Source organism: Azospirillum sp. TSH64, from assembly GCF_003116035.1.
In the GTDB taxonomy this organism is placed as follows: Bacteria; Pseudomonadota; Alphaproteobacteria; order Azospirillales; family Azospirillaceae; genus Azospirillum.
Genome location: NZ_LGQW01000015.1, coordinates 7,187,415 through 7,200,606, shown reverse-complemented (window position 1 = coordinate 7,200,606; position 13,192 = coordinate 7,187,415). Strand labels below are relative to the sequence as shown.

General features: G+C 69.6%; 12 protein-coding genes. All 12 read right to left on the bottom strand.

Features of this window, described 5'->3' with window-relative positions:
• On the bottom strand, nt 1-321 hold a 321-nt coding region (locus TSH64_RS36085), incomplete at its 3' end, for an SET domain-containing protein (RefSeq protein WP_199237735.1).
• Between the two features lie 31 nt (nt 322-352).
• Nucleotides 353-1,507: an SDR family oxidoreductase gene (locus TSH64_RS33640; protein ID WP_109451740.1), complete on the bottom strand. Its 1,155-nt coding sequence runs from the start codon at nt 1,505-1,507 to the stop codon at nt 353-355.
• A 75-nt stretch (nt 1,508-1,582) separates the two neighbouring features.
• The gene (locus TSH64_RS33635; RefSeq protein ID WP_109451738.1) at nt 1,583-3,256 is read right to left on the bottom strand and encodes an ATP-binding cassette domain-containing protein; all 1,674 of its coding nucleotides are present in this window, start codon (nt 3,254-3,256) and stop codon (nt 1,583-1,585) included.
• 7 nt (nt 3,257-3,263) lie between these two features.
• Nucleotides 3,264-4,565, bottom strand: a complete 1,302-nt coding sequence (locus TSH64_RS33630; RefSeq protein WP_109451736.1) for a prohibitin family protein — start codon at nt 4,563-4,565, stop codon at nt 3,264-3,266.
• A 1-nt stretch (nt 4,566) separates the two neighbouring features.
• Complete coding sequence (locus TSH64_RS33625) at nt 4,567-6,348, bottom strand: ATP-binding cassette domain-containing protein (protein WP_109451734.1); 1,782 nt, start codon at nt 6,346-6,348, stop codon at nt 4,567-4,569.
• A 7-nt stretch (nt 6,349-6,355) separates the two neighbouring features.
• The gene (locus TSH64_RS33620; protein WP_109451732.1) at nt 6,356-7,114 is read right to left on the bottom strand and encodes a transporter substrate-binding domain-containing protein; all 759 of its coding nucleotides are present in this window, start codon (nt 7,112-7,114) and stop codon (nt 6,356-6,358) included.
• Between the two features lie 8 nt (nt 7,115-7,122).
• Nucleotides 7,123-7,293, bottom strand: coding sequence for a hypothetical protein (locus tag TSH64_RS36080; RefSeq protein ID WP_199237734.1), 171 nt, complete (start codon nt 7,291-7,293; stop codon nt 7,123-7,125).
• A 34-nt stretch (nt 7,294-7,327) separates the two neighbouring features.
• On the bottom strand, nt 7,328-7,831 hold the full coding sequence (locus TSH64_RS33615; protein ID WP_109051142.1) for a DUF697 domain-containing protein: 504 nt from the start codon (nt 7,829-7,831) through the stop codon (nt 7,328-7,330).
• Between the two features lie 390 nt (nt 7,832-8,221).
• Nucleotides 8,222-11,545, bottom strand: coding sequence for a type VI secretion system protein (locus TSH64_RS33610; RefSeq protein WP_247873310.1), 3,324 nt, complete (start codon nt 11,543-11,545; stop codon nt 8,222-8,224).
• Complete coding sequence (locus tag TSH64_RS35470) at nt 11,533-12,294, bottom strand: DotU family type IV/VI secretion system protein (RefSeq protein ID WP_146208099.1); 762 nt, start codon at nt 12,292-12,294, stop codon at nt 11,533-11,535. The genes TSH64_RS33610 and TSH64_RS35470 overlap by 13 nt, the downstream gene beginning before the upstream one ends.
• Entirely contained in the window at nt 12,291-12,767 is a 477-nt protein-coding gene (locus TSH64_RS35465; RefSeq protein ID WP_146208098.1) for a T6SS protein Cts2N, read from the bottom strand. The genes TSH64_RS35470 and TSH64_RS35465 overlap by 4 nt, the downstream gene beginning before the upstream one ends.
• 2 nt (nt 12,768-12,769) lie before the next feature.
• The gene (locus tag TSH64_RS33600) at nt 12,770-13,189 is read right to left on the bottom strand and encodes a hypothetical protein (RefSeq protein ID WP_109451728.1); all 420 of its coding nucleotides are present in this window, start codon (nt 13,187-13,189) and stop codon (nt 12,770-12,772) included.
• Nucleotides 13,190-13,192 lie beyond the last annotated feature (3 nt).

Here is a 13,192-nt window from a genome sequence, read left to right as displayed (position 1 = left end):
GGGGAGGGCGGGGGGGGTGACGAAGCCCCGCCAGTCGGCGGGGTCGGCCCGGCCGATGGACGGCTCGTCGTCATGGTTGAGGAAGCGGGCGTCGTCGCCGGGTAGCAGGACGCCGACCCCGTCGATCACGCAGCCGTGGAAGTCCACCAGCCGGGAAAGCTGGGGGAACTCGTCCAGCAGCGCGTCGTCGGAGGCGAAGAGGCGGTCGATGCGGGCATCGAACCGCCACACCGGCACGCCGGCCGCGACCGGCTCCTCGGCGAAGAGACCCAGCCCGTGGATCGGGCTGGATGCAAGGCGGGTGGGGATGAGCAGCGGCATGGCGTTTCGTTCCGGCGGACCCGTTGGCGCGTCAGGCGGCGGCGTTGGCGGGAGCCAGCGATTCGTCGAACTCGAAGCTGGCGGCGTCGTCGACGAACTGCTCCTCAACGGTCGTGCGCGGCTGCTGCAGGCAGACGCCGATGTAGTCGGCGAAGCGCGGCGGCGGGGCGAAGCCTTCGGCAAGCAGGCGGCTGTTGTCGAAGGCGATGTCCTGGGCGGTGAAGCGGTGGTACTTGCGGCCACCGGCGGCCATCGTCCGGTGCAGGATGTCGCGCTGCGGGAATGCCAGGCGATAGGCGCGGTCGAAGGGCTTCCAGCCTTCCGGACCCTTCGGGTCGAAGAAGCTGTAGGGGCGGGTGCCCTCATGGCCGTGGTTGGCGAAGGCTTCCTCGAAATCGACCCAGGTGGTCCGGCTGCCGAGGCCGGCGGAGATGTGGTAGAGGTTGTGCTTCAGGTCGGGCTTGCGCAGCAGGTCGTGCAGACGGGCCGACGCCCAGTCGACGGGCACGATGTCGATGAAACCGTCGGGCGAACAGGGCAGGATGCCGGTGCGGTCGACCAGACGGAAGAACCAGAAGATGCTGGCGCTGGGACGCACGCCCAGCTGGGTGTGGCCGACGACGATGGACGGGCGGCAGACGACGATCGGCAGGTCGGGGAAGCCGGCGGCCAGGGCGCGCTCGGCGGCGGCCTTGCTGCGGGTGTACTCGACGATGTGGGGCGTGTCGTGGCCGGGGGCCGGGGCCTCGCTCACCATCTCCAGCCACGGCGTCTCGCCGCAGCAGAAGGCGGTGCCGATGTGCAGGAAGCGCTGGAGATGCTTCATCCGGCGGGCGCGGGCGGCGAGCGCCAGCGTGCCGTCGACATTGATCTGCCAGACCGAATGGCGGCTGTCGAAGGAGGTGTCGGCGGCGACATGGACGATGTGGGTCACCGCGTCCAGCCGCGGGTCGGTGCTGGTCGCCAGCGATTGCAGGTCGCCCGGCAGGATCTGGCACAGGCCGGCATAGGCCTCGGCCGTGGCGCGGTCGACGCAGCGCGCGAGGTTGGAGGCGAGGCGGGCGCGGCAGGCGGCCTCGTCGGCGCCGCGGATCAGCAGAAGGCAGTCCGCCGCGGACCCGTTCTGCACGGCGTCGAGGTAGAAGGAACCGCCGAGAAAGCCTGTGCCGCCGGTGAGAAGGATCATGGTGTGCCTCTGTCTCGCGTCTGGGTGATGGGGGCAGGGGAGGGGGATAGGGAGGGGGAAAGGGATGGACCTGTCTCAGGAAGAGACGGGAAGAAGGTCGGGGGCGGGAATGCCGCCCGCGGGAACCGTGGCGATGAGCTGGCGGATGCCGCCGCGGTCGACCTGCAACTGCACGTCGGCCGCGTCGAAATAGGCGTCGTCGTGGGTCACCGCGACCACGGTGATGCCGCGCGCCTTCATCCAGGGAATGATCTCGCGGTAGAACTTGCGCCGGAAATAGGGCGACTGGTCGGCCGCCCATTCGTCCAGCACCAGCACCGGCTTGCGCTCCAGCAGGGCGGCGATCAGGGCGAGCCGCTTCTTCTGGCCCTGCGACAGATCGACGGTGGTGAAGGCGCGGCCGTCGATGGCGACCTTGTCGGACATCTCCAGCAGGTCGAGAAGCTCTTCGGCGAAGCCGTCGTCGAGCGTCGTTGCACCATAGAGCTGGCGGGTCACATGGCTGTCGGAGAAGACCACCGCGAAGCGGTCGCGGTGGGCGGCAAGGCCGTCCGGCCCGACCGTCACGCCGTCGACCGACAGGCTGCCGCGCTGGATCGGATAGAGGCCCAGCAGCATGTGGATCAGCGTGCTCTTGCCGGCACCGTTGTGGCCGGTGATGAAGACGACGCTGCCGCGCTCGACCGTCATGTCAACCGGGCCGACGGTGAAGGAGCCCGTGCCGTCCCTCCCGGCATGGCGGAAGGTTGCGCCCTCCAGCGCGATGGTGGAGAAGGGATCCTCCATGCCGCTGCCGCGGCCCGGAGCGATCGCCTGAGGCGCCGCCTTCAGTTCCGCCTCCACCGCCAGATAGGATCGGGCGGCGGTCTCGGCACTGATGTAGGAGGGGTAGGAGGCGACGATGGTGATGACCGGATAGGCGATGAAGGCGGCGGCATGGCCGGCCAGGATGACCGTGGCGATGTCGGTGTTTGTGACCGCCGGCAGCAGGAAGATGATCCCGGCCAGTGCGGCGTAATAGGTCAGCTCGCTGATGGTGAAATAGTGGCTGTACTCCGCGCCGAAGCGGTGGCGTTCCTTGCGCAGGGCTTCGGCGCAGGAGGTCGCGTCGGCCAGCGCGTTGGCGGCGCGGCGGCGGTTCAGCTTGCATTCGCGCAAGGTCTGCAGGATGTGGTCGGACCGCTCCGACAGGGCGCCTTCGGCCTCGTGGATCGTCTCCGACATCAGTTCCAGCCGGATGACGGAACGTCCGATCAGGATGCCGCCGACCACCAGGAAGCAGAGCACGATCAGCACCGCCGCACCCGACAGGGTGGAGAGATACAGCAGGCACAGCAGGATGGCGGCGACCGACTGGAAGCTGATGACCAGTGTCGGAACCGCCTGGGCCAGCATCTGCAACTCCCCACCCGCCACCTGGGCGAGGCGGGAGGAGCCGACCGCCATCGCGTCCGGCAGGTCGGCGGCCACGGCCCGGCGCAGCAAGTCGACGCGCAGGGTGGCGAGTGCTGCCTGCATGCGCTTGGACGCCGCGTTCATCATCCAGCCCTGGGCGATCCGCCACAGGAAGGCCGACAGCAGGAAGACGATCAGCAGACGTTGCAGGCCCTCCGGATCGTCCAGCGCCAGCAGCGCGTCGTTCAGCGAGGTCAGCAGGGCGAGGTTGAGCGCCGCCGCCAGCACCGCCAGCAGAAGCAGCGGCTGCATGTTGCGCAGCGCCTCGCGTCTCAGAATGCGCCAGAGATCCATCGCCGCCTCACTTCGACTGGATCATGTCGAGGAGCTTGGACGGCGACACCTTCGACAGGATCGGCGCCGAGGCCGCGGTCTTGGAGCCGTCCTTCGCCGGTTCCGGCTTGGCGGCGGGGGCAGGGGCCGCCGGATGCGCGGTTGCCGGCGCGGACTCGCCGCCGGTGTTCAGGCTGGGCATCTGACCGATGGGGGTCTGGCCCGGCGTTCCCTCTCCGCTCAGCGACGGCAGCTGCGAGACCGGCGGCACGGCGGTGCTGGTGGGCACCGAGGTCAGCTTGGCGTTCGGCGATGCCGGCGGCGCGCCCGGCGCGGCGGCGGTTGCGCCCGGTGCCGGCAGGGGGTTCTGGTTGGAGGCGGCGTCGAGGATCAGCGGGAGCCCGCCGCTGGCGGCGTTGCCGATCACGACGATCTTCGCGTTGGGCGAATGGGCCAGCTCCAGCGTCGCCTCGATGCCGCGCCAGCGCAGGTAATTCTCGGTCAGGTTGGCCTGCACGGTTTCCTGGAAGGCGCGGATGCCCTGACCTTCCAGCTGCTTGCGCTGGCTCTCGAACAGCTCGCGCTGGAGGCGGAACTGGTATTCCTGCGCCGCCTGATCCTGCTGAATCTTGCGTTCGATCGACGCCATGATCGCTTCGGGCAGGGCGACGTTGCGGATCAGGATGTCCTGGATCAGCAGATAACCGGTCTTGGTCCGCCCGTCCGGCTTCGGCACATTCTCGGCGCCGATCAGCTGGGCGTACATCACGCGGTCGGCGACCTGCTCGTAGGTCTCCGTCTGCACCCGCAGGCGGCGGTGGGCATAGAGTTCGTCCGCCTTGAAGCGCGACACGATCTCGCGCGAGACGGACCCGACCTCCGGCACCAGCAGGACTTCCAGATACCGCGGGCCGACGTTCTTGTGCAGGGCGGCCAGCATTTCCGCATAGGGGCGGTAGCGGACCGTGATCTCGATGCTGACGTTCAGGCCGTCGTTGGCGATGGCCGAATAGGAGCGGGTGTCCTCCTGCAGGCGCAGGTCGTAGACCTCGATCTTGTCCCAGGGGAAGATGACATGCACGCCTTCGGCGAGCGCCGGACCCATCTGGGTGCCTTCGTGGAACCGCTTCCACAGCACGCCGCCATGGCCGGCGGGGATGAAGACGACGATGGACGGAGCGAAATAGAGGAAGATCAGGATGCCGACCAGCAGCGTGCACAGCAGGGAGCGGCGGTGTTCGTCGTACCAGTGGGCCAGCAGCGCACGCAGGCGCGACTTCGGCTTCGGCAGCGCATCGGCATCGTCGATGGTGAAGGCCTGGTCAGCCATATCACGCGGTCTCCTGCAAGCAAGCCATGGCGGGGTCCGAAGCGGACCCCATGTCGGGTCGGGACGCGGCCGTCGCGGCCGGCATGTCCGTTGACCCCTCGATTGTTTCGGTGTTCGTCGTCTGGCCGCCGGTCATCCGGCCATTGGTCATCCGGATGACGACGTCGCAGACCGACGAGACGTCGCCGTCGTGCGACACGAAGATCACGGTGCGGCCGAGGGCCCGCAGCTTGCCGATGATCTCGTTGGTGAAGCGGGTGCGGAATTCGGCATCCTGGTCGGATGTCCATTCGTCGAGGATGACGACCGGCCGGCCCTCCGCCACCGCGACCGCCAGGGCGACGCGGCGGCGCTGCCCCTTCGACAGGTCGCGGTTCAGCAGCCCGTTGCCGGTGTCCGGAACCAGATGGTCGATCTTCAGATAGGCCAGCATCTCGCGGAACAGCTCGGCATCGAAGCCGGGCCCCTGCGGCAGCCGGGTGAACAGGTGATGGTCCTGGAACACGGCGCAGAACAGGTCGCGGTAGGCCTCCAGCCGGTCGGTCTCCACCGGCTGCCCGTCGAGCAGCACCTGACCCTCGTCGGGGCGGAACAGCAGCGGGATGACGCGCAGCAGGGTGGACTTGCCCGACCCGTTGGAGCCGACGATGCCGACCACGCTGCCCGCCGGGATGGTCAGGTCGATGGGACCGATCACGAAGGGTTCCGGCCGCAGCCCGGCACGATAGGCGAAGCTGACGCCGCGCAGCTCGATGCTGGAGAAGCGGCGCGGGGCGCGGGCGGTGCGCGACGGCTCGTATTCCAGGGCCGGCATGGTGCCGAGCAGGGCCGTCAGCTGCGCCGCCGCATCCTCCGCCGCGACATAGTCGGGAACGGCGTTGAGGAACTTCGACAACGGGCGAGCCAGGAACAGGATGACCGAGGTGACCAGCGGCAGCTCGGACACCGACATCGCGCCCATGCGCGGGAAGATGAAGACGAAGACCGCCGAGAAGCCGATGATGATCGTCGCGATCCAGGAGAACAGCTCGCCCAGATTGCGGCCGTGGCGGCGCTTCAGCTCCTCCCAGCGGGCAACGTCGGCCTCCACCGCCTGGGACAGCTCGTCGCGGCGCGCCTTGCCAAGCTTGACCTCGGCATTGCCGCCGACCAGCTCGGAGAAGCCCTGGAGCATCCGGAGCTCGGACTCCTTGGCGTCGCCAAGCAGCGAGCGGGTCCGCTGCGCCTCGCGCACGTACCAGCCGCCGACCAGCAGTGCGGCCACCAGCAGCAGCGTGGCGCCGACGGTGGAGAGGGTCCACAGGTAGAGGTAGGCGACCGCCGCCACCAGCATCATGTTGGCGGCGATGGACAGGTTGGGCAGCAATGCTGCGATGCGCTCCAGATGGTGGTTGCCGAGATCGAAGGACCGCTTGGCCTGCAAATCCAGGATGTCGGCGTGGCCGCCCAGCGTGACATGGCGGAGGAAGCGCCGCCGCACCTCGGCCAGCGCGCTGAAGGCGGTCGTCAGCGTCAGCGCGACGAAGCGCTTGGCAAACGCGTAGGAGACCAGCAGCGACAGGCAGAAGATCAGGAAGGGGGTGTCCAGCACCTCGCCGCGCATCCAGCCGCTCAGCTCCGCGCTGAGGCTCATCAGGCTGATGAGATTGGCGGTGGCGGCGACGCAGCCGGTGACGACCAGCCGGGTCAGGATGCTGCGGTCGGCAAGGCCGATCAGCGGCAGCAGCGAGGACGGCGGCCGGCTGGGAGGGGGCCGGTTGGAAGAGGAAGTGCGCTTGGCCATCGTCCGGTCACTCCGCCAGCCAGCCGTCGAGGATGCGGGCGATGGTTCCGTTGTCGCGCAGCTTGACGAAGGCGGCTTGCAGCCGTTCCGCCTTTTCCTTGCGCGCCTTGGGCAGGGCGATGTAGCGGGGGATCAGCCCGACCGGCTTGGGCAGCACGCGCACGTCCTTCAGCCGGCCGTCCTGCTTGGCCATGTAGTTCAGCACATGCAGGTCGCCGACGATCACGTCCACCCGGCCGAGGATCAGGCGGCGGAAATTCACCACGTTGCTGCTCGACGCCACCTTCTCCAGATATGTCGCCGCATCGAAGTCGGCGGCATAGGAAAAGCCGTCGACCACGCCGATGCGGTAGGAGGTCAGATCCTCCAGCCGGTCGAAGGTGATGTTGGAGTCCTTGCGCACCATGAACACGGTCGTTCCGGTGCGGAACGGTCCGATCATGTTGTACTGCGCGAAGCGGGTCGGCGATGCGATGAACTGGAAGCCGATGTCCGCGCTGTTCTCGTCCATCGACTGGACCACCTCCGTCCAGGACAGCGGGCGATGGACCGGGGTGACGTTGAGTTCCTTCAGCAGCGCGTTGACGATCTCGGTGTCGATGCCGGTACGGTTGCCGTTGAAGGAGTAATTGTAGGGCGGGAAATGGTCCTCCGACGCGACGGTCCAATATTCGGCACGGGCCGGAGAGCACAGCACGAGCAGCGCCAGCAGGGCCAGCAGCAGGGCCGGCAATCGCCGAGGCGCGACGGGAGGGAGCATGGTCATGGCTGCGGTCACGCCTTGGCCATCTTCTTGCGGCGGCCGGTGAGCAGGATCATGACGAGGAGGGCGCCGGGCGGCGTCAGAACCACCGCCAGGAAGGCGTAAAGCAGGAAGCCGCCGCGGCGGCCGATCCCCAGAAACCCGACCAGCAGGCAGAGACCGATATAGATCAGCTCGAACACGGCGATGCTTCCTTCTTTGCCCGGCGTTCAGGCGTCAGCCGGCCTTCTGGACCGGCTGCTCGTCCATTTGCGGTGCGGCGGCCGGAGCGTCGGCGGCAGCCTCACCCTTGGCGGCCTCGAACTCCTTGCGGAAATACTCGCGCATCGCATCGATGTCGAAATCCAGCAGCGTGCCGCCGGTCTCGAAATGCTGGGCGAACACCTGGCCCAGGGCCCGGGTTGCCGCCAGCGACAGCGCCGGCATCACCGCCACGCCGAGCGCGGTGCCGATGAAGGGGACGGCCTTGACGGCGGAGCCCAGGACGCTGGAGCTGAGAGCCCCCGGCATGACGCCGCCCAGCAGGGCGCCGACGATGGCGCGGGTCCGCTCCTGCGCAAACTCGACTCCATAGAGCTTGGCAAGCTTGTGGACGAGGTTCAGCTGCGCCGCGCTGACGGCGGCGACGTCGGCGCCCGGAACGGGGATCAGCCCGAAGGCGCCCGAGGCGTAGCTGTGATACTTGATCAGGTCCTGGGCGCGCTTCTTACGGTCTACCATGATCCGAAGCCTTTCTCGGGTCGGGAAGAGTTGATCTGTGGTGGAAGTCACGGCATCAACCACACGTTTCCGTCCAGTTGACACCGCCCGGCCGAGCCTTCCGGTGGAAGCTGGTGGCCGATCGTCAATTGCAGTCACGGCGATTGACAAACGAAAGGCGTTGGCTGCTCGCGGCAGCCATAAAATTAGTTAATGATGATTAGATCGTAAGCTTGGCAGGAAATACCTGCCAGTTGGTCTATATAGGATAGTTTGTTGATACAGTTTTATTGATTAAAAACATGTTAAGTCACTGTTGGGGTTATTAAGATTTTTGGAGGGACATGGATCGGCTTGTCGCGATATGTGACCAAAGATATCATTAGCCTTTCCTGTGATTGGCGCCTCGCTCTACTTTGAAGGGAAACGGGACGGCAGGTCCAAGGCCTTCACCGGCAAGTTCGACCGCGACCCGGCGGCAATTGACGCCGTCATGAACAGGACCGTATCGCGCACCGGTTCGCCGCCGATGGTCTGGGTCGGCAGGACGATGCGCAGCAGGGCGCTGTCGCCGTTCGCGGACGACGCGCGCCCCTTCAACAGCCGCAGCAATGCCCAGGGGCCGCGCTCGACCAGCGTCAGCGTATCGCCGGCCGCGGCTTCCGCTTCGCTCGCCATGGCGTTCTTCGGGCGATAGGGCGAACCGGCGGCCCAGCGGAAGCTGAGGAGCAGCGGTTGCCCCGCTTTCCAGACCAGCGGGTCGGAACCGGCGGACGCGCCGACCGCACTGGTCCCCGACCGCACCGACCAGTCGATGATGTGCTCCGCCCCCAGTTCCTGCGCCCGGTTGGTGCCGTAGCTGAAGCGGACACTGACCGGCGCGGACCGGGAGACCGCATCGAACAGGGGGCGCACCGCCTCCATCTTCTCCAGGAAGGCCGCGACTTCGGGCGTCGCCGTCCTCATGACGGCCGCCCGGTTCTCGTCGAGCTGCTCATAGAAGCGGCGGACATCCTTGGGATCGGCATCCGGCGCGCCGCGGGCAAGATCGGGGCGGACGAAGGGGAAGCGTCCGGCCAGCGATTGGGAGAATACGGCATCGAGCTTCGCCACCGCCGCCTCGGGAGCAGGCGCCGCAGGCGTCGCCGGTTCCGCGGGAAGGATTGGAAGGGACGGCAATGGCGGCAGCGGGGGCAGCCGGGCCGGCGGGGAAGCCTCGTAGGGCGCAGGCGGCGGGCTGGCGACCGCAACCTGCTTGGGCGGTGCGGCAACGGGCTCGGGAGCCGGCACAGGAGCGGCCACAGGAGCAGGCAGTGCGGGGCGCTGCTCGACGACCGCCGCCGCCGGAGCGGGAGCCGCGGGCTTGCTTTCGGAAGCGGCGGCTTTGGCCGGCGGCGGCTCGTCGGCGGGCTTGACCGCCACGGCAGCGACCAATTGCGCCGGCAGGGCGGCGACCGCAGGGTTCAGGGACAGTGCGCCGCCTTCGCCGCTGGTCAGCAGGCGTCCGGCCGACGGGGTGTCGAGCGCCAGCACGGCGGCACGCGCCGCGGTGGCCGCGGTGGACAGCGCCTCGGTGATGCGGTCGGTGGTGTCGCGGCCGGGCAGGTCGGCCATCGCCGCCTTCTGGAGCGCCAGCTTGACGGCATCCGGCAGGCCGCGTGCGGGGTCCTGCAAGGCGGCGGCAATCGGCCAGCCGGCGGCCTCGCTGACGGCATCGACCAGCCGGCCGAGGTCCGCGACATCCTCTGCGGTCGGCGTTTCCGGGAGATCGCGCAGCCGGTCGGCCAGGGCCTGCGCCCGCAGACGCAGGGGATTGCGGGTGTAGAGCTCCTCGGCGAGGGGAGCGGCGAGCTGCACCGATTCCGCCCGCAGGGCGACCGCGATGGTCCTGGCATCCAGGTTGGGAAGATCGGCACCGGCGGCGATGCGCGTGATGAAGCCGTCTGTCGCCGCGATGGGCGGGCGCGGCACGGCGTCGTAGACGCTTTCCGCCAGCGCCAGCAACTCGTCGAACCCGCTGTTGCGGCGGAAACGGTCGTAGCGCTCCAGCGCACCGCGCCGGCCGCCGATGCGGTCGAGCTGGGCGGCAAGCCGGCGGAAGGCCGGCAGATCCTCGACGCGCCGGGGATTGGTGACCGGCGGCAGGTCGGCCAGGGCGGAGCTGGGCAGCAGGGCGTCGCGGATCGGCCGCAGCACCGCCCGGCGCAGGGTGACCGAAGCGAGCCGCCGTTTGTCTTCGTCGACCCCGCTGAACAGCGAGGTCGGCAGCAGCGGCGTCACCAGCCGGTCGCGCTCCATCACCGCGGTCGCGGCGATCACGCGGCCAACCATCGGGCCCACCATCGGTCCATCGGCGAGGGCGTCGCGTGACAGCAGCGCCCGCCGCAGGTCGGCAACCGGTGCAGCCACCGCCGCACTTCCGGCCGACACGCCTGCGAAGCCCTGCCACGCGGCGACCGACAGGACCGTCACGGAGGCGGCCAGCGCGGCCTGCGCGATCCGGCGATGCCGGCGGCCTTGCAGGAAGGCGGCTTCCGACGGGCGTCCATAGCCGGGTTCGGCGAAGGCGCGGCCGGGCAGCAGGTCGCGGGCGAAGGCCGGGCGGCGTCCTCCCGTCGCAGTCGCACAGGCGCCGGTCAGGGCGATGCCGCGCAGCGGGAAGGGTTCGGACGCTTCGTCGCCCCCCAGCGCGCCGTCCAGGAACAGCGCCAGCGGATGGCGCAGCGTCTCCAGCGAGGCCGGGAGAAGCGGCAGGCGCACGCAGGCGGCCCCGGCGGCGGTCACGCCGGCGAGCGCGTCGGCCTCCAGGAGGGCGAGGTCGGATTGGATGGAGTCGAAGGCTTCCGCCACGCGGGCGGGCTCGAAAGGCGCCAGCCAGTCATGCGGGCTGGTCCATCCCAGAACGCTGTCCAGCATGGCCGTGGGGATCGTCGCGCAGAGGTCGCCGAAGCCGTCGAGGGACTCCGCGCGCACCACCGCCACATGCACCGGGCAGACCATGCCGAGATCGTCGCGGATCGCGCGTAGCCGTGCGCGCAGGGCTTCCGCCCGCTTGGCAAGCGCCCGGCGCGGTGCCTCGCGCTCCGCCGCGGCGCGCAGTTCGTCGGCGCCGACCAGCAGCAGGATGCCGTCTAGCGGCCGGCGCATCGGCCGTTTGCGGATCGCCGCGACCAGCGACGGCCAGGAGGCGTCCAGTTTCGTGCCGTCGGCGGAATCGGCGCCGGCATGCAGGATCGCCGCCCCTTCGCAGAACCACCAGCAGCCGTTCTCGGTGTTGCCGTCCTCCGGCCAGCGCACATGGGTCGAGTCGGTGGCGAGCAGTGCCGGGCCGCCGACGCCGAAGGCGAGGAACCAGGGAATGTCGCCGCGCCGCAGGGGACCGCGCATCTGCCGGGCCAGGATGTCCAGCCCTTCATTGTAGGTGCGGGCCAGCGGCGGCTTGCCGGCGGCTGCCTTCGACGGCGGCGGCGCCTCCGCCCGCACATGGAGCGCCGAGGACGGCATGGGCTTGCGCGCCGGAGCCTTGGTGCGGGCCGCAGCCTTGGCGGGCTTGCGTGCGCGGCGCAGCCGGCTGCGCAGCGTCGGCCAGACCGACCGTGCCACCCGATAGAGGATGTAGAGCGGCAATGCCGCCAGCAGGAAGGGCAGATAGGCGAAGACGAAGGACAGGATCCAGCCGATGACCGAACCGATGCTGGAGATCACGAGTTCAATCGTCAGGATCAGTAGGACCATGACTGCCCCATATCCTCGACCGCGGACCGGGCGCCGCGCAGGTCACGCTGGAGATCGTTGACGGCGGTGGACCACAGCAGGTGGGACACCAGCAGGAACAGAGCCGCCACGCCGCCGACCGCCACCCACCAGCGCCGCGCCGACGGCCGGAAGCCGCCGGCCACCGCACCCATCGGCGGATCGTAGGCGCGCCGGCTGGCGAGGCCGGCCTGCGGCTGCTCGGTTCCGCCCTCCCTGCCGGTGACGATCCGGTGCAGCGGGGAGCGTCGCGCCGCCGCCTGGGCATCGTCGGGGAAGCCCAGCGCCAGGGCCGCGAGATAAACCGCGGCAAGCCCGCGGTCGGCCTTGGCGCCCTGGCGGATCAGGTCGTCGGCCTGGACGAACAGGGTTTGCAGGGTGGCGTTCGTACCGAACAGGCGTCCGGCGACGACGGCGTCCGCCGGCTTCACCTGGGCAAGCGCCCGGTCCGCCAGCATCGCCATCGCGAAGGCCGCCTTCACCACCGTGCCATGGGCGGCCGGGCCCTGGGCGGTCGCCGAGGCGCTCATGCCGTGGAGCATTGCGACCAGCCGCTCGGCCACCGAACCGGCCGGGGCCTGGTCCTGCGCGCAGGCGGCCAGCAGGTCGGCATGGAAGGCGCGGAAAAGGGCCAGGACGCCCGGACCGGCGGCACTCGTCGTGACTGCGGCGGTGACGACTGCGGCGGCGGCCGGAGATGCGGAGGGCGAGGGGGCGGGCCGGACGGTCACGGTGCGGTGTCCTTCGGCAACGGAGCCACGGTGAAGCCGTCGCGCCCCAGCCGGATGTCGAGCGCGCTCACGCCGTCCAGCGACTGGCGGTGAACCCCCGGCATGCCGTAGCGCGCGAAGACGATGGTTGCGGTGGGGGCGGCGGCAAAGGGGGGAAGGCTGCGCAGGATCACGCTCTGGCCGGGTACCAGCTCCCAGGACGCGATGGCGATCCGCCCGGCGGCCTCGCCGTTCAGTGCCGCCCGCTCGCGGAACCAGCCTGCGGCGTCGAGCGAGCCGACCCGGCGCGCCAGGGCGCCGTCGGCCACCCGGACCACGTCGACGGCCACCGGACGCCGTCCGTTGGCCTCGGCATCGGCGACGATGCGAAGCACCGGGGCCGGATCCGTCCCGCCATCCGCGACGCGCCGATTGGACCCGTCGGCGGCGCAGCCGGCGAGCAGCAGGGCGATTGTCAGAGCCGTGCGCTTCATGGTCAGCCGCCCGCCCCGCCGGCGCAGACATAGCCGGCCGGCGTGTGGCGGTACCAGTTGCCTGCCGCCCCGGTGCAGGGGGTCAGCACCCGGTCGTTCTGCTGCGGGGCGGCCGGTTCTGCTGCCGGAGCCGGCGCGGTGCCGTCGGCAGCCCTGCCCGTCACGGGGCGGTTGGCGAGGGCGAAGGACTCCTCGTCCTCCTCGACGATCATGACGTAGCGGGTGCGCTTTGACGGGTAGCGGATGCCGACGTCGTAATCGCCGTCGCCCACCCGCTCTAGGATCGCGGCGGACTTTTCGCTGCCGAAGGGCGCGCAGGCCGACCCGGCGAGCAGGACCGGCAGCAGCGTCGCCGCGGTGATGCATTGGCAAAGGCGGCGGCAGAGGCGGCGGAGGAGGGGCCGGCGGAGGGGGCGTGTCATCGG

Excerpts from the sequence above, each read along its gene's own strand:
- TSH64_RS35465 (WP_146208098.1), bottom strand. The coding sequence starts at position 12,767 with ATGAAGCGCACGGCTCTGACAATCGCCCTGCTGCTCGCCGGCTGCGCC.
- TSH64_RS33635 (WP_109451738.1), bottom strand. The coding sequence starts at position 3,256 with ATGGATCTCTGGCGCATTCTGAGACGCGAGGCGCTGCGCAACATGCAG.
- TSH64_RS33640 (WP_109451740.1), bottom strand. The coding sequence starts at position 1,507 with ATGATCCTTCTCACCGGCGGCACAGGCTTTCTCGGCGGTTCCTTCTAC.
- TSH64_RS33630 (WP_109451736.1), bottom strand. The coding sequence starts at position 4,565 with ATGGCTGACCAGGCCTTCACCATCGACGATGCCGATGCGCTGCCGAAG.
- TSH64_RS33610 (WP_247873310.1), bottom strand. The coding sequence starts at position 11,545 with ATGGTCCTACTGATCCTGACGATTGAACTCGTGATCTCCAGCATCGGT.
- TSH64_RS33625 (WP_109451734.1), bottom strand. The coding sequence starts at position 6,348 with ATGGCCAAGCGCACTTCCTCTTCCAACCGGCCCCCTCCCAGCCGGCCG.
- TSH64_RS33615 (WP_109051142.1), bottom strand. The coding sequence starts at position 7,831 with ATGGTAGACCGTAAGAAGCGCGCCCAGGACCTGATCAAGTATCACAGC.
- TSH64_RS33620 (WP_109451732.1), bottom strand. The coding sequence starts at position 7,114 with ATGACCATGCTCCCTCCCGTCGCGCCTCGGCGATTGCCGGCCCTGCTG.
- TSH64_RS33600 (WP_109451728.1), bottom strand. The coding sequence starts at position 13,189 with ATGACACGCCCCCTCCGCCGGCCCCTCCTCCGCCGCCTCTGCCGCCGC.